The organism is Mesorhizobium ventifaucium (genome assembly GCF_935822925.1).
In the GTDB taxonomy this organism is placed as follows: Bacteria; Pseudomonadota; Alphaproteobacteria; order Rhizobiales; family Rhizobiaceae; genus Mesorhizobium; species Mesorhizobium ventifaucium.
Genome location: NZ_CAKXZS010000003.1, coordinates 217,616 through 234,024 on the forward strand (window position 1 = coordinate 217,616; position 16,409 = coordinate 234,024).

The 16,409-nt window shown below is 62.5% G+C and carries 10 protein-coding genes; all 10 read right to left on the reverse strand.

What is annotated here, in order from left to right; genetic code table 11:
- Positions 1 to 8: 8 nt before the first annotated feature.
- Entirely contained in the window at positions 9 to 1,634 is a 1,626-nt protein-coding gene (gene bglA / locus NMG70_RS02890) for a beta-galactosidase BglA (RefSeq protein WP_254023126.1), read from the reverse strand.
- The gene (glgX, locus tag NMG70_RS02895; RefSeq protein WP_254023127.1) at positions 1,624 to 3,636 is read right to left on the reverse strand and encodes a glycogen debranching protein GlgX; all 2,013 of its coding nucleotides are present in this window, start codon (positions 3,634 to 3,636) and stop codon (positions 1,624 to 1,626) included. The genes bglA and glgX overlap by 11 nt, the downstream gene beginning before the upstream one ends.
- 217 nt (positions 3,637 to 3,853) lie before the next feature.
- Positions 3,854 to 5,482 carry an alpha-D-glucose phosphate-specific phosphoglucomutase gene (locus tag NMG70_RS02900; RefSeq protein WP_254023128.1) on the reverse strand — a complete coding sequence of 543 codons (1,629 nt, stop codon included), beginning with the start codon at positions 5,480 to 5,482 and terminating at the stop codon, positions 3,854 to 3,856.
- A 3-nt stretch (positions 5,483 to 5,485) separates the two neighbouring features.
- The gene (glgA, locus tag NMG70_RS02905; protein WP_254023129.1) at positions 5,486 to 6,931 is read right to left on the reverse strand and encodes a glycogen synthase GlgA; all 1,446 of its coding nucleotides are present in this window, start codon (positions 6,929 to 6,931) and stop codon (positions 5,486 to 5,488) included.
- A complete protein-coding gene (gene glgC, locus NMG70_RS02910; protein ID WP_254023130.1) occupies positions 6,932 to 8,200 on the reverse strand; it encodes a glucose-1-phosphate adenylyltransferase in 1,269 nt (422 codons plus the stop codon).
- A gap of 36 nt (positions 8,201 to 8,236) precedes the next feature.
- Positions 8,237 to 10,450: a 1,4-alpha-glucan branching protein GlgB gene (gene glgB / locus NMG70_RS02915; protein WP_254023131.1), complete on the reverse strand. Its 2,214-nt coding sequence runs from the start codon at positions 10,448 to 10,450 to the stop codon at positions 8,237 to 8,239.
- A 51-nt stretch (positions 10,451 to 10,501) separates the two neighbouring features.
- On the reverse strand, positions 10,502 to 12,964 hold the full coding sequence (locus tag NMG70_RS02920) for a glycogen/starch/alpha-glucan phosphorylase (protein WP_254023132.1): 2,463 nt from the start codon (positions 12,962 to 12,964) through the stop codon (positions 10,502 to 10,504).
- 255 nt (positions 12,965 to 13,219) lie between these two features.
- Positions 13,220 to 14,002: an ATP-binding cassette domain-containing protein gene (locus NMG70_RS02925; RefSeq protein ID WP_023802796.1), complete on the reverse strand. Its 783-nt coding sequence runs from the start codon at positions 14,000 to 14,002 to the stop codon at positions 13,220 to 13,222.
- 2 nt (positions 14,003 to 14,004) lie between these two features.
- Entirely contained in the window at positions 14,005 to 15,069 is a 1,065-nt protein-coding gene (locus NMG70_RS02930; RefSeq protein WP_254023133.1) for an ABC transporter permease, read from the reverse strand.
- A 157-nt stretch (positions 15,070 to 15,226) separates the two neighbouring features.
- On the reverse strand, positions 15,227 to 16,204 hold the full coding sequence (locus tag NMG70_RS02935; RefSeq protein WP_051505568.1) for a sugar ABC transporter substrate-binding protein: 978 nt from the start codon (positions 16,202 to 16,204) through the stop codon (positions 15,227 to 15,229).
- Between the last annotated feature and the right edge of the window lie 205 nt (positions 16,205 to 16,409).

A 16,409-nucleotide genomic window follows, 5' to 3' on the forward strand; every position in this document is an offset into this window, starting at 1 on the left:
TAGAGAGATCAGCCGGCTCGTCCGAGAAAGCAGCCCAAGGGCGGCAGCGACAGAATTTTTTCCTGCAAGGCGGCACCAGCGCCAAGGTCGACCGTCTCTGCGACACCGACCCCCTGCGGCAACAGCCAGCTGGCCGGCTCCTCGGCGAAATTGAAGACGCACAGCAGCTTCTCGCCGCCGCCTTCGCGAATGAAAGCAAGCACATCGCCTTCGGCATCGAGAAAGCGGATCGAACCCTGTACCAATGCGGCATGCTGCTTGCGCAAGGCCAGTGTAGCCCGGTAACTGGCCAGAACTGACTTTTCCTCGCCGTTCTGGATATCGACCGCGCGGGCGCGATGGCTTTCCGGGATTGGAAGCCACGGCCTGCCGATTGAAAAACCGGCATTGTTGGCGCCTTTCTCCCACACCATCGGCGTGCGGCAGCCATCCCTGCCCTTGAACCCCGGCCAGAAGCGGATGCCATAGGGATCGCGCAGATCCTCGAACGCCAATTCCGCCTCCTCCAGCCCGAGTTCCTCACCCTGATAGAGGCAGATCGATCCACGCAGGCATGACAGCAGCGCGACGGAGAACTTCGCCGTCCTTTCGGGATCGCCGCCGGGCCTTGTCCATCGCGTCACATGGCGAACGACATCGTGGTTGGAAAACGCCCAGCAGACCCAGCCGTCGGAGACAGCACTCTCGAATGCTTCCACGCATCCACGCACATGCGCCGCCGAGAATTGCGGGCCGAGCAGGTCGAAAGTGTAGCACATGTCGAGCTTGTCGCCGCCGCCGGTGTAGGCGGCGAGCGTCTGCAACGAGCGGGCTTCGTCGCCGACCTCGCCGACAGCGGCGCGGCCCTCATATTCGTCGAGCAGCGCCCGAAAACGTTTGAGGAAAGCCAGGTTTTCGGGCTGCGTCTTGTCAAAAAAATGCTCCTGATAGAGGTAGGGATTGGTTTCGGTGTTGGTGCCTGCGACACTTGACGCCAGGGGCGGGTTGCTGCGCAGCCAGCGGTCATGGACATAGTAGTTGACTGTATCCAGGCGAAACCCGTCGACGCCGCGCTCCAGCCAAAACCGCACCGTTTCCAGCAAGGCGTCCTGAACCTCCGGATTGTGGAAATTGAGGTCCGGCTGCGAGGCGAGAAAATTGTGCATGTAATACTGCCTGCGGGTCGCGTCCCACTCCCAGGCGGGGCCGCCGAAGACCGACAGCCAGTTGTTGGGCGCGGTGCCGTCGGGCCTCGGATCGGCCCAGACATACCAATCCGCCCTGGGGTTATCGCGGCTCGTACGGCTTTCGATGAACCATTCGTGCCGGTCGGACGAATGCGACAGGACCTGGTCGATAATGACTTTCAGGCCGAGACGGTGCGCCTCGGCGACCACCGCGTCGAAATCCTCTGATGTGCCGAACATCGGATCGATGGCTGTGTAGTCGGACACGTCGTAGCCCATATCGGCCATCGGCGACTTGAAGAAGGGCGACAGCCAGACGGCGTCGGCGCCCAGCGATGCGACATGCGCCAGCCTCGATGTGATACCACGCAGATCGCCACTGCCGTCCCCCGTCGTGTCCTGGAAGGAGCGCGGGTAGATCTGGTAGATGACGCAGCCGCGCCACCACTCGGCGTGGTCACTTGCCACTCGGGTTCTCCTTTATCTGAGCCTGCCCGGCTTCGTGTTCGATCATGAAAATCACCGTTCGCCCCGGCACCGGCCGTGAAATTCCGGCTGCGCCGCCCGGTGTTTCGATGGCTGGCTCCCAGCGAAATCCGTCGCGCTCCGGCAACGTGAACATACACGCCCGGCGATCGCCATTGATGACCGCGGCAAGGCGGCGATCATCGCCGCCGAGCATCAAGACCAGGCGGCGCCGCGCCGGATCGTGCCAGCCTGCCTCGTCGAGCGGCGTGCCGGTTTCAGTGAGCCAGACCGCGTCCGCTTTTTCTGATCCGGGCGGCGGCTCTCCAGTCAGGAAGCGCGTGTCGGAAAGCGCCGGCACGGAACGACGCATCGCGGCGAGCAAAACAGCGTATTGTTCCAGCGCCTGATCGCGCCCGGCCCAGTCGAGCCAGGTGATCTCGTTATCCTGCGCATAGGCGTTGTTGTTGCCCTTCTGGGTGCGGCCGAATTCGTCGCCGGCGGTCAGCATGATCGTGCCGCGCGAGGCAAACAGCGTGGCCAGCAGCGCACATCGGTCATCGAAACGTGCCGTAACGATCGCCCGGTCGCCGGTCTCGCCCTCGACGCCATTGTTCCAGGACAGATTGTCGTCGTGGCCATCGCGGTTCTGCTCGCCATTGGCCTCATTGTGCTTGCGCTCATAGGCAACCATGTCGGCCAGCGTCATGCCGTCATGCGCGGCGATGAAATTGACGCTGCGGCTCGTCTGCTGGCCCGGCTTGGCAAACACGTCGGACGAGCCGGCAAGCCGGGTGGCGAGCGCGCCGACCATGCCGCTATCGCCGCGCCAGAACCGGCGGATGTCGTCGCGATATCTGTCGTTCCATTCGAGGAAGGGCGGCGGAAAATTGCCAAGCTGATAGCCGTCCGGGCCGATATCCCAAGGCTCGGCGATCAGCGCCCTGTCACCAACGGCTGGGTCGTTCCGAATAGCCATGAGCAGTGGCGCAGCGGCGTCGAACGCGCCATCGACCCGCCCCAGAATGGGCGCCAGATCGAAGCGGAAACCATCGACGCCGGCATGGCAGACAAAGTGACGAAGTGTGTCAAGGACCATTTCCCGGACAACCGGATGATCACAAGCGACGGTGTTGCCGGTGCCGGTGTCGTTGATCAGACTGCCGTCCGGCCGATGCCGGTAGTAGGTGCGGCTGTCGAGGCCGCGCAGCGACAGCGTCGGTCCAAGCCTGTCGCTTTCGCCGGTGTGGTTGAAGACAAGATCGAGGATGACGCCGATGCCGGCCTCACGCAGCGCGGCAACCGTCTGCCGCAATTCCGCGAGACCGCCGGGCGCCAGGCGCGGATCGAGCGCCATGAAGGTCACGGGATTGTAGCCCCAGGCATTGCGCAGCCCGAGCGGCGGCAAATGCCGCTCGTCGATCGATGCCGTCACCGGCATCAGTTCGACCGCCCCGACGCCGAGTTTTTTCAGATGCTCGACGATAGCCGGATGGGCAAGCGCTGCAAGCGTCCCGCGCTGGGGCTTCGCGATGGCCGGATGCAGCATGGTGAAGGCGCGCACCGGCACTTCATAGATCAGGCCGCCGGGCTGGAACAGCGGCGGCAAGGCAGGCACCGGCTGCGGCAGGGTGGCGGCAATTGCCTTCGGCAGCAGCGGCGCAGTGTCCGTGCCCTCGCCCCGGCGCGCGGCGAGCCTGATGTCATAGACATAGGGCCTGTCTATTTCGACGGCATAGGGGTCGATCAGCAGCTTGTCGGGATCGAACCAAAGCCCAATCTCTGGCGCATAGTCGCCATCGGCGCGAAACCCGTATCGGGTGCCGGCGGCGAGGCCGGCAACGAAAAGCGCGTGAACGCCCTCGCCTTCCGGCTGGAGTTCGAGCCGGTCGATCTCCCGGGTTCCTTCATCGTCGAAGATCGAGACCCAGATGCGCCGAGCCGACGAGGACCATGCGGCAAAGCGAATGCCTTCGCGGGTGACGGTGGCGCCGAGCGAGGTCACGCGCACTCACAGCAACAGATCGTAAACAATTTGAGGGGTTGGCGGGTTGGCTCCCCCTTCTCCCCTTGTGGGAGAAGGTGTCGCCGAAGGCGACGGATGAGGGGTGCTCCAGCCTGGCACCTACGGCGATCCGTCCAACACCCCTCAACCGTCTCGGCGCTACGCGCCGATCCACCTTCTCCCACAAGGGGAGAAGGAAAGGCGCGCCGCGCCAGCTTCATGTAATCACGCTCGGCTTGGCGCGGCCGGTATGGCTGCGAATCCCGGCAATGTCGTCGGCTGCCGCAATCAGATCGGCAAGCGCCGCCTGCGTGTCGAGATCGTGCCTGGACTGGTCCGGCTCGTAGCGCTCGATATACACGCGCAGCGTCGCCCCCGAGGTACCGGTGCCGGAGAGACGGAAGACGACCCGGGATCCGCCTTCGAACAGCACCCTGATACCCTGGTTCCTCGCGATCGAGCCGTCGACCGGGTCGTGATAGGCGAAATCGTCGGCGCTGGCGATCTTCATGCCGCGCACGCTGGTGCCGGGCAAGGAAGCGAGCTTGGCCCGCAATTCGTCGACCAGCGCATTGGCCCGGTCGGTCTCGACCTCCTCGTAGTCATGGCGTGAGTAGTAATTGCGGCCATAGGCGGCCCAGTGCTCGGTGACGATCTGCTTGGCGCTTTCGCCGCGGGCAGCGAGGATATTGAGCCACAAAAGCACGGCCCACAGCCCGTCCTTTTCGCGGACATGGTTGGAGCCGGTTCCGGCACTTTCCTCACCGCAGATCGTTGCCATGTCGGCATCGAGCAGATTGCCGAAGAATTTCCAGCCGGTCGGCGTTTCATAGATGCCGATGCCGAGCTTTTCGGCGACGCGGTCGGCTGCACCGCTGGTCGGCATCGAGCGGGCGATGCCTTTCAGGCCGGCCTTGTAGCCCGGCGCCAGATGAGCATTGGCGGCGAGGATGGCCACCGAATCCGACGGGGTGACGAAAATGTCCTTGCCGATGATCAGGTTGCGGTCGCCGTCGCCGTCGGAAGCGGCGCCGAAATCCGGCGCGTTCGGTCGCATCATCTCGTCATAGAGGTGCTTTGCGTGGACTAGGTTCGGGTCCGGGTGGTGGCCGCCAAAATCCGGCAGGGGAACGAAGTTGCGGGCGGTGCCTTTCGACGCGCCGAGCCGGTTTTCCAGGATTTCCTTGGCATAGGGACCGGTCACGGCATGCATGGCGTCGAAGCGCATGCGGAAACCCGATTTGAACAGTGCGCGTAAGGCATCGAAATCGAACAGGCTTTCCATCAGCTCGGCATAATCGGCGACCGGGTCGACCACCTCGACCGTCATGCCGCCCGCCTCGACCGTGCCGATCGTGTCGAGATCGACCGTGCCGATGTCGGCGATCTTGAAGCTCGAAATCATCTTGGTCTTGACGAAGATCGCGTCGGTCAGCTTTTCCGGTGCCGGGCCGCCATTGCCGGCATTGTATTTGATGCCGAAATCCTCGCGCGGGCCGCCCGGATTGTGGCTGGCCGACAGGATGATGCCGCCGAAGGTATTGTATTTGCGAATGATGTTGGAAGCGGCCGGCGTCGACAGGATGCCGCCCTGCCCGACCATCACCTTGCCGAAACCGTTGGCCGCCGCCATGGCGATGGCCTTTTGGATGACCTCGCGGTTATAAAAGCGGCCGTCGCCGCCGATCACCAGGGTCTTGCCCTCAAACCCGTCCAGCGCATCGAAGATCGACTGGATGAAGTTTTCGGCATAGTGCTCCTGCTGGAACACCGGCACTTTCTTGCGCAACCCGGACGTGCCGGGCTTCTGGTCCAGGTAGGGTTTGGTGGCGACGGTGCGTATCATGCGTCAGACAGCCCTTTTTGAAAGCAGCAAGCGATAGAGTTCAAGATATTTTTGCGCGCTTTTGTCCCACGACACATCGGCCTTCATGCCTTGCCGCTGCATCGACGTCCAGATCGTGGGGTTGGCGTGCGCTTCCACCAGCCGGCGGATGGCGTGCAGCAAGGCGCCGGAATCGGCGGGCGCGAACTGGAAGCCGGTCGCCACACCTGCCGAAACGGCCGCTTCATTGGCGTCGATGATGGTGTCGGCAAGACCGCCGGTGCGGGCGACGACCGGCACGCAGCCATAGCGCAGGCCGTAAAGCTGCGTCAGTCCGCAAGGCTCGAAGCGCGACGGGATGACGATGGCGTCACAGCCGCCCTGCATGGTGTGGGAAAGCGCCTCGTCATAACCGACGACGACGCCGATGCGACCGCGATGGCGGGCGGCGGCGGCCAGCATCGCGCCTTCGAGGCCGGCGTCGCCGGACCCCAGGATCGCCAGGCGGGCACCCCTCGCAACGATCCCGTCGACGACCGCTGCCAGTATGTCCATTCCCTTCTGCCAGGTGAGCCGGCTGATGACGCAGACGATCGGACTGTCGTCGCGGTCAAGGTTGAAACGATCCTCGACGGCGGTCCGGTTGGGATGCCGCGCCTTCAATGTCTTGGCCGTGTAGTTGGAGACCAGATGCTTGTCGGTTTCAGGGTTCCATATCTCGGTATCGATGCCGTTGACGATGCCATAAAGATCGACGGACCGCATGTTGATGAGGCCATCGAGCCCCATGCCGAATTCCGGCGAGCGGATCTCCTGCGCATAGGTCGGGCTGACTGTGGTGATGGCCCAGGCGGCCTGCAGGCCAGCCTTGAGGAAACCGACGCCGCCATAATATTCGACGCCGTCGAGTGCCATGGCCGCCGCCGGCAAGCCGAGTTCGCCAAAGATGCCGGCGCCGAACTGGCCCTGGAAAGCGAGATTGTGGACGGTGATCATCGACGGAGTGCCGACCGCCTTGCCGTAGCGCGTATAGGCCAGCGTCATCGCCGATTGCCAGTCATGGGCATGGACGATGTCCGGCTGATAGCCCGAAACGGCGCCGCCGGCGATGTCACCGCCAACCTGGCTCAGGGCCGCGAAACGCCGCCAATTGTCCGGCCAGTCGGCGCCGATGGCATTGCCATAGGGGCCGCCGGGGCGATCGAACAGATGCGGCGCGTCGAGCACGAACAGGTCGAGCCCGGCGATTTGGACGGCATGGACCGAAGCCTTGCCGCCTTGCAGCAGCGGATAGTGGTGAACGGGTTTTTTCTTCTTGAAGGCATCCATGACCTGGGGATAGCCGGGAATAAGTGTTCGCATCGCCACGCCCTTGCCGGCGAGCGCGACGGGTAATGCGCCGGTCACGTCGGCAAGCCCGCCAGTCTTGATCAGAGGGAATATTTCGGGCGTGACCGACAGGACCTGCATTCACGACAATCCCAGTTTGTCGATCATGGCCTGCGTGACGAGGCAGATGCCCTTTTCGGAAACGCGGAAGCGCTTGGCGTCGAGAGCAGGATCCTCGCCGACCACGAGCCCTTCCGGTATCCTGACGCCATGATCGATCACCACGCGCTTCAATCTCGCGCTGCGGCCGACCTGGCAGTCGGGCAGCATGACGACGTCCTCGAGAGTAGAATAGGAGTTGATGCGCGCGCCGGTGAAGATCAGGCTTCGCTTCAGCGACGCGCCTGAGACGATGCAATCGCCCGAGACGAGTGACGACACCGCCGAGCCACGGCGACCATCCTCGTCATGCACAAACTTCGCCGGCGGCTTCAGCTCGGCATAGGTCCAGATCGGCCAGTCGCGGTCGTAGAGGTCGAGCTCCGGCGTGATGTCGGTGAGGTCGATATTGGCTTCCCAATAGGCGTCGACTGTCCCGACATCGCGCCAGTAGGCTTCGTTCTCTGCGGTCGAGCGCACGCAGGATTTGGCGAAGCGATGGGCGATCGCCTTCCCGTGCTCGACGACATAGGGAATGATGTCCTTGCCGAAGTCACGGCTTGAGCCCGGTTCGGCCGCGTCGCGGCGCAGTTGCTCCATCAGGAACTTGGTTTTGAATACGTAGATGCCCATCGAAGCCAGGGCAAAATCCGGCTTGTCGGGAATGCCGGGCGGATCGGCGGGTTTCTCGATGAAGGAGATGATGGTGTCCTTGTTATCGACATGCATGACGCCGAAGCCGGTCGCCTCCATGCGCGGCACTTCGAGGCAGCCGACGGTGACGTCGGCGCCGGCGTCGACATGCTGGCGAAGCATCAGCTCATAGTCCATCTTGTAGACGTGATCGCCGGCCAGGATGACCATGTATTCGGGCCCGTAGGCCTCGATGATGTCGATGTTCTGGTAGACGGCATCGGCCGTGCCCTCATACCATTGCGTTTCCGATACGCGTTGGCTGGCCGGCAGGATATCGAAGCTCTCATTACGCTCGGGCCGCAGGAAGTTCCAGCCGCGCTGCAGGTGGCGGATCAGCGAATGCGCCTTGTACTGGGTGGCGACGCCGAGGCGGCGAATACCGGAATTGAGCGCATTGGAGAGCGCAAAATCGATGATGCGCGTCTTGCCGCCGAAATAGACCGCGGGCTTGGCGCGCCGGTCGGTCAATTCCTTGAGGCGGCTGCCACGACCGCCGGCCAGAACATAGGCCATGGCATCGCGCGCCAGCGGCTGGGTCCGTTTTATCTCTGCCATTTTTATCCTCCCAAGTTACGCGCTGCGAGACATTGCTTAGTCCGGAGCAAATTCGAGCATGATCGTCGACAGCGGCGGCAACAGCATCGTCGCCGAGATGCCTCCTCCTTCCGCCCGAGCCTCGACGGCGCCGCCATTGCCCTTACCGGAACCGCCATAGTCGGTGGCGTCCGTGTTGATGATCTCGCGCCATCTTCCAGCCATTGGCAACGGCACGCGATAATCGTCACGCGGCACCGGTGTGAAATTGGAGATGACGGCGACCGGGTTTCCGCCCGGCGCGCTGCGCAGCCAGGCAAAGACAGAGTTGGCGCTGTCGTCGACGATCAGCCAGGAAAAGCCCTCCGGCTCGCAATCGCGCGCATGCAACGCCGGCCGCGAGCGGTAGAGATAGTTGAGATCGCGCACCGTCTGCCAGACGCCGCGGTGGGGCCCGAAATCGAGCAGGTTCCAGTCGAGTGCGCGCGCCTCGCTCCACTCGCGGCGCTGGGCGAATTCCTGCCCCATGAACAACAGCTTCTTGCCGGGGTAGCCCCACATGAAGGCGTAGTAGGCGCGCAGCGTCGCGAATTTCTGCCAGTCGTCGCCGGCCATCTTGCTAAGCAGCGTCCCCTTGCCGTGCACGACCTCGTCATGGGAGAGCGGCAGCACGAAATTCTCTGAGAAGGCGTAGACCAGACCGAATGTGATGTCGCCGTGGTGATGCTTGCGAAAAATCGGCTCCTTGGAGAAATACTCCAGCGTGTCGTGCATGAAGCCCATGTTCCACTTGAAGCCGAAACCCAGCCCGCCCTCATGCACCGGCTGCGAAACTTTTGGCCATGAGGTCGATTCCTCGGCGATCGTCATCACGCCGGGATGATGGCCGTAGACCTCTTTATTCATCCTCTGGAGGAAGCTGACGGCCTCGAGGTTTTCGCGCCCACCTTTTTCGTTGGGAATCCATTCGCCGGCCTTGCGCGAATAGTCGAGGTAGAGCATCGAGGCGACGGCATCGACCCGCAATCCGTCGACATGGTATTTTTCGGCCCAAAACAGTGCGTTGTTGACCAGGAACGAGACCACCTCGCGCCGGCCGAAATTGTAGATCGCGGTGTTCCAGTCGGGATGGAAGCCCTTGCGCGGGTCGGCATGCTCATAGAGCGCGGTGCCGTCAAAATTGGCCAGGCCATGCGCGTCCACCGGAAAGTGCGCCGGCACCCAGTCGACGATGACGCCGATGCCGGCGCGGTGGGCGCCGTCGACGAATCGGGCAAAACCGTCCGGATCGCCGAAGCGGGCCGACGGCGCGTAGAGGCCGGTTGTCTGGTAGCCCCAGGACGGGTCATAGGGATGTTCGGAGATCGGCATGAATTCGATATGGGTGAAGCCCGTGTCGACGACGTAGGGGATCAGGCGGCCGGCAAGCTCGTCCCATGACAGGAAACTGCCGTCGTCGTGAAGCTGCCAGGAGCCGGCGTGGACCTCATAGATCGACACCGCCTCGCGCCTGGGATCGGCGTTGCGCCAGAAATTGCGGTGCGCCTCGTCACCCCATTGGTGCGCCGGCGGAAGCGCCGTCACCGAGGCGGTGGCCGGACGCAGTTCGGACTTGAAAGCGAACGGATCGGCCTTCAGCGGGAGTCTGACGCCATCGGGTCCGATGATCTCGTATTTGTAGGGCCGGCCGGCGCCGATGTCGGGAATGAACAATTCCCAGATGCCGGTGTCGCGGCGGACGCGCATCGTATGCCTGCGGCCGTCCCATTCATTGAAGTCGCCGACCACCGAAACGCGCCTTGCATTGGGCGCCCAGACGGCGAAATGCACGCCGGACGCACCCTCGTGATCGATGAGATGCGCACCGAGCTTGTCGAACAGCCTGAGATGAGAGCCTTCGGCGATGTAATAGTCGTCCAGCGGACCGAGCACCGGACCGAACGAATAGGGATCGGTCAGCCACCAGTCACCGCTGGCATTGCGCGCGTGATAGCGCAGCGGCTGACGCTTTTTGAGCGACAGGCTGCCCTCGAAGAAGCCGCCTTCGTCGCGCCTGGAGAGTTCGCCGGCTTTCTTGCCGGTCAGCGTATAGGCAGTGACGAACTCGGCATGGGGGACGAAACAGCGGGCGACAAAGCCCTTGTCAACCTCGTGCACACCGAGAACAGCGAAAGGATCACCATGCGTGCCGGCGACAATTGCCGCGACATCACCGGCTGACGCCAGTTCATCCGGCCCGCTTGTCGCAGCGGTCGCGCGCGGCTTCCTCATCAGGCAGTGACCCTCCCCGGACCACGTTGTTCGTGGCCTCATGCAATCATATCAGACGGGCACGTTCCAGATTTCTTTCGCATATTGGCGGATCGTGCGATCGGACGAGAACCAGCCGACGCGGGCGACATTGCGGATTGCCTTGGCGTACCAGTCCGGGCTGTTGCGCCAGACGGCGTCGACATCGCGCTGGGTTGAGGCGTAGGCATCGAAATCGGCGGCGACCATGAACCAGTCGCTCTGATAGAGGCCGTTCATCAGGCCGCGATAGCGTTCCGGATCGTCAGGCGAAAAGACGCCCGACGAAACGGCAGCCACGGCCTGCGCCAGTTCGGGAGAGGATTCGATCACCGATCGCGGGTCGTAGCCGTTGCTGCGCCGCTCGGCGACCTCTTCGGTGGTCAGGCCGAAAATGAAGATGTTGTCGTCGCCGACGCACTCCTTGATCTCGACATTGGCGCCGTCGAGTGTGCCGATGGTCAGCGCACCGTTCAGCGCGAATTTCATGTTGCCGGTGCCGGAGGCTTCCATCCCGGCGGTCGATATCTGCTCCGAAAGATCGGCGGCCGGCATCATGATCTCGGCCAGGCTGACATTGTAGTTCGGCAAGAACACCACTTTGAGAAGGCTGCGAACGGCCGGGTCGCGGTTGATGACCTTGGCGACGTCGTTGGCGAGTTTGATGATCAGCTTGGCGTTGTGATAGCTGGGCGCCGCCTTGCCGCCGAAGAGCTTGACGCGTGGCATCCAGTTGCGCTCGGGATGGGAGCGGATCTGGTCGTAGAGCGCGACTGTTTCGAGGATGTTCAAGAGCTGGCGCTTGTATTCGTGGATGCGCTTGATCTGGATGTCGAACAGCGCCGAGGGATCGACCTTGATGCCGAGGCGGTCGGCGACGAGATTGGCAAGCTTGACCTTGTTTGCCCGCTTGACTGCCGCGAACTTGTCGCGGAAGGCGGCGTCGTCGGCAAAGGCATCTAGCTCCTTGATCGCGTCTATATCGTCGAGAAAGCGGTCGCCGATCGCCTCGCGGGTAAGCGCGGTGAGACCGGGATTGCACTGGATCAGCCAGCGCCGCGGCGTGATGCCGTTGGTCTTGTTGTTGATGCGGTCGGGGTAGAGCCGGTGGAGCTCGGCAAACACCGTTTCCTTCATCAGCTCGGTGTGAAGGGCAGAGACGCCGTTGATCGAGTGCGAGCCGACAAAGGCCAGATTGCCCATGCGCACCCGGCGCTCGCCGTTTTCCTGTATCAGCGAGATCTGGCTGATCTGCTCGTCAGAAAACTGGTCGGAGGCGCGCGCCTCCAGCAGCACTTCTGCGTTGATGGCGTAGACGATCTGCATATGGCGCGGCAACAGCCGCTCGAACAGCGGCACCGGCCAGCTTTCGAGCGCTTCTGGAAGCAGCGTATGATTGGTATAGCCGAAGGTGCGCTTGGTGATGCTCCAGGCCTGGTCGAAATCCATGCCGTGGACATCCATCAACAGGCGCATCAGCTCGGGCACAGCGATGGCCGGATGGGTGTCGTTCAGATGGATCGCCGCCTTGTCGGGCAGCGACTGCAGGTCGCCATACTGGCTGAGATGACGCTGAATGATGTCCTGCAACGATGCGGTGGAAAAGAAATACTCTTGCCTGAGCCGCAGCTCCTGACCGGCCTTGTGGGAATCAGCAGGGTAAAGGACGCGCGACAAGGCGTCGGCCTTGTTGCTTTCGGCGAGCGCACCGATGTGGTCGCCGGCGTTGAACTTGTCGAGCAGTATCGGATCGATCGGCATGCCGGACCAGAGCCGCAGCGTGTTGACGCGGTTGGCCCGCCAGCCAACCACCGGCGTATCGTAGGCAACCGCCAGAACATGTTCGATCGGCTTCCAGACGTGGCGCTCAAGCCTGCCGTCCTTCGAGGTGATCGATTCCACCGAGCCGCCGAAACCGACCTCGAATGAGCGTTCGCGCCGCTCGAACTCCCAGGGGTTGCCGTGATCGAGCCAGGTCTCGGGCAGCTCAACCTGCCAGCCGCCATGGATTTCCTGCCGGAACATGCCGTTGGCGTAGCGAATGCCATAGCCATGCGCGGGAATGTCGACGGTTGCCATGCTTTCCATGAAGCAGGCGGCGAGGCGGCCGAGACCGCCATTGCCAAGCGCTGCATCTGGTTCGAGGGCGGCGATGAGGTCAAGGTCGACGCCCAGAGACCGCAGCGCTTCGCGCATATTGTCCATCAGGCCGAGATTGGAGAAGGCGTCGCGCATCAGGCGGCCGATGAGGAATTCCAGTGATAGATAATAAACGCGCTTTTCCTGATGGGCGTAGGCCTCTTGCGTCGCCTGCATCCAATGATCGACGATATGGTCGCGCACGACCTTGATCGAGGCGGTGAGCCAGTCGTATTGCGTCGCGACACTGGTGCCCTTGCCGAGCCTGTATTTGAGGGCCTTCAAGACTTCGTCGGCAAGCGCCTTGGGATCGGAGTTTTCGAGAATGGGAGCTTCGGATGTCATCGCGCGCGTCATGCTGCCTCTCGTGCGGTTGCCATGATCATACCGGCTTTCACCATTCCTCCCAGCCCATGCTATCGCATATTGTTAAGCGTTCAATCGAGTTAGATTGCCGCGGGGAAGCTTACTCACGGCATAGAAACTTAAAGCGCATCGCGTTTGGGCGGCCTGTGCGACGCGCCTTAAGTTCTTGCTTATGTGCATGTCGTCATCCCAAAACCGCTGCGCACCCTCGGTTCACGCCCGAGGGCATGCTTTTGGGGACATGCATCAGGCCGCCAGTGCCGCCTCCGGCGGAAGCTTCGCTCCGGTCATGAAGGCGACGGCGTCGGACATCGTATATTGCTTGGGATCGATGACACAGAGGCGACGGCCGAGCCGATGGATATGAATGCGGTCGGCCACCTCGAAGACATGTGGCATGTTGTGCGAAATCAGCACGATCGGCAGGCCTCGCTTCTTAACATCGAGGATCAGTTCGAGCACGCGGCGGCTTTCCTTGACGCCCAACGCCGCCGTCGGCTCATCCATGATGACCATCTTCGAGCCGAAGGCGGCGGCGCGGGCCACCGCCACGCCCTGGCGTTGGCCGCCCGACAGCGTTTCCACGGCCTGGCTGATGTTCTGGATGGTCATCAGGCCAAGTTCGGTAAGTTTGTCGCGGGCGCGCTTTTCCATTGCCGGCCGGTCGAGCATGCGCAGCCAGTCGCCCAGAAAACCCGGTTTGCGGATCTCCCGACCGAGGAACATATTGTCTGCGATCGACAGCGCTGGCGACAGCGCCAGGTTCTGGTAGACGGTTTCGATGCCGGCTTCGCGCGCCTCGATGGGCGACTTGAAGAGCACCTGCTTGCCGTCCAATTCGATGATCCCCTCGTCCGGGACAACGGCGCCCGAGATCGCCTTGATCAGCGTCGACTTGCCGGCGCCGTTGTCGCCGATCACGGCCAGGATTTCTCCCGGATAGAGATCGAAGTCGCAGCTGTTCAGTGCGGTAACGCGACCATAGCGCTTGACGAGGCCGCGCGCGGTGAGGATGGGCTCCTGGGTCATGGTTACACCGAAACCTTTCTGATCCACTGGTCGATCGCCACGGCGCCGATGATCAGCACACCGGTGAGCAGCACTTTCCATTGCGGATCGGCGCCCAGCATGTTGAGCCCCATCGACACGACGCCGACGATCATCGCGCCAAACAGCGTGCCAAGAATCGAGCCGCGCCCGCCGAAGAGGGAAATACCGCCGATCACCGTCGCGGTGATCGCCTGCAAATTGTAGTCGGTGACGGCGGCGGACGGCGAGATCGAGCCGTTGCGGCCGATAGAGACCCAGGCAGCGAAAGCGGCGATCAGCCCGGCAAGCGCGTAGACCGAGATCAGCACCTTCTTGGTCTGGATGCCCGACAGCTTCGCCGCCTCCGGATCGTCGCCGACTGCGTAGACATGACGGCCCCATGCCGTGTGATTGAGCACGTACCACAAGAACAGCACCAGCACGACCATGGCAATGACACCGAACGTCAGCACCGCCGTGCCGACCTTGAAGTTCAGGCCGAACAGATGCAGCAGCGGCGCCTGGACGTCGACGTCGGCGTCACGGATCGTCTCATTGGCCGAATAGATGAAGTTCGTGGCCATGACGATGTTCCAGGTGCCGAGCGTGACGATGAAGGGCGGCAGCTTCATGTAGGCGACCAGCAGCCCGTTGAGCAGCCCGCAGGCCCCGCCGGCGGCAAGCCCGATCACCACGGCAAGCAAGGTCGGCAGACCATAGGTGACCGCGCAATTGCCCATGATCACGGCCGAAATGACCATGATCACGCCGATTGACAGGTCGATGCCGGCTGTAAGGATGACCAGCGTCTGCGCGGCTCCTAGAATACCAACGATGGCGATCTGCTGCAGGATCAGCGTCAGCGTGTAAGACGAAAAGAACCGTCCTCCGATGGTGACGCCGAAGACAGCGATTGACAGAACCAGCACGATCAGCGGCACCGCAGCCGGAGTGGAATGCAGAAAATGCTGGATGCGCTTGACGAGCGACGTGCCATGCTCGTCAAAAGCAGCAACGCTTGTCTCGCTGTTCGCGAGAGCCTTTTCGAATTCCTGAACCTGAGACATGTTTCCTCCCATGAGGCTTCAGCCACGCGCCGACGCCCGTCCAACCATTCCCGATCTGCCGTCGGTATTGTTCGCGCATGCGATTACCGCATCGTCCACCCGAAGCGGCCGGGGATCAAGCCCCGGCCGATCAGTCCTGTTGCCTGTCAGACCGGCATCAGCCCCAGCACTTGGCGAGGCCTTCCTTGGTGTCGATGGACTTCACGCCCTCTGCGGGCTTGTCGGTCACGAGGTTAACGCCCGTGTCGAAGAAATCCTTGCCTTCGGTCGGCTTGGGTTTTGTCCCGTCCTTGGCGTAAGCGGCGATCGCTTCAATGCCGAGCGCCGCCATCTGCAGCGGATATTGCTGTGAGGTCGCACCGATCACACCTTCGGCGACCGACTTCACGCCGGGGCAGCCGCCGTCAACCGATACGATCAGCACGTTGCCTTCGAGGCCAACGGCCTTGAGTGCCTGGTAGGCGCCGACCGCCGCCGGCTCGTTGATGGTGTGGATGACGTTGATTCCGGGATCCTTCTGCAGAAGGTTCTCCATGGCCTTGCGACCACCCTCTTCATTGCCGTTGGTGACATCGTGCCCGACGATGCGAGGATCATCCTCGTCGCCGATCTTGTTGGGGTCCTTTACGTCGATGCCGTAGCCCATCATGAAGCCTTGGTCGCGCAGCACGTCGACCGTCGGCTGCGAGGGCGTCAGATCGAGGAAGCCGATCTTGGCATCCTTCGCCTTGTCGCCGAGCGTCGCTGCGGCCCAGGCGCCGATCAGCTTTCCGGCCTCCAGATTGTCGGTCGCGAAGGTCGCGTCGGCAGCGTCGAGCGGATCAAGCGGCGTGTCCAGCGCGATCACGAGCAGACCGGCGTCACGTGCCTTCTTCACCGCCGGGACGATGCCCTTGGTGTCCGACGCGGTGATCAGGATGCCCTTGGCGCCGTCGGCTATGCAGCTTTCGATCGCCGCCACCTGGCTTTCGCTGTCGCCGTCGATCTTGCCGGCGTAGGCTTTAAGCTCGACGCCAAGTTCTTTAGCCTTGGCAGACGCGCCTTCTTTCATTTTGACGAAGAACGGGTTGGTGTCGGTCTTGGTGATCAGGCAGGCGCCGACATCGGCGGCGGACGCGGCCGAGGTGAACGCCATGAGGCCCAGTCCGGCCGCCGCAAAAACGGTGGATCTTAGCAGTGCTGTTTTGGTCACGATTTTCCTCCCAGTGGAACCAGTTCGGATGCCGGCCAACCGGCATCGCATGAGCATCCAGCGACTTCTCCCAGCGTGGACGCTTGCCCCAAGAGAATACCAGACTGAGGTTTCTGTCAATAATTAAATCACTCTTATTTATTATTGA

What these genes read in the sequence shown, in the direction of transcription:
- NMG70_RS02900 (WP_254023128.1), bottom strand. Translation starts at nt 5,482, where the DNA reads ATGATACGCACCGTCGCCACCAAACCCTACCTGGACCAGAAGCCCGGC.
- glgA (WP_254023129.1), bottom strand. Translation starts at nt 6,931, where the DNA reads ATGCAGGTCCTGTCGGTCACGCCCGAAATATTCCCTCTGATCAAGACT.
- glgC (WP_254023130.1), bottom strand. Translation starts at nt 8,200, where the DNA reads ATGGCAGAGATAAAACGGACCCAGCCGCTGGCGCGCGATGCCATGGCC.
- glgB (WP_254023131.1), bottom strand. Translation starts at nt 10,450, where the DNA reads ATGAGGAAGCCGCGCGCGACCGCTGCGACAAGCGGGCCGGATGAACTG.
- NMG70_RS02920 (WP_254023132.1), bottom strand. Translation starts at nt 12,964, where the DNA reads ATGACGCGCGCGATGACATCCGAAGCTCCCATTCTCGAAAACTCCGAT.
- NMG70_RS02925 (WP_023802796.1), bottom strand. Translation starts at nt 14,002, where the DNA reads ATGACCCAGGAGCCCATCCTCACCGCGCGCGGCCTCGTCAAGCGCTAT.
- NMG70_RS02930 (WP_254023133.1), bottom strand. Translation starts at nt 15,069, where the DNA reads ATGTCTCAGGTTCAGGAATTCGAAAAGGCTCTCGCGAACAGCGAGACA.
- NMG70_RS02935 (WP_051505568.1), bottom strand. Translation starts at nt 16,204, where the DNA reads ATGGCGTTCACCTCGGCCGCGTCCGCCGCCGATGTCGGCGCCTGCCTG.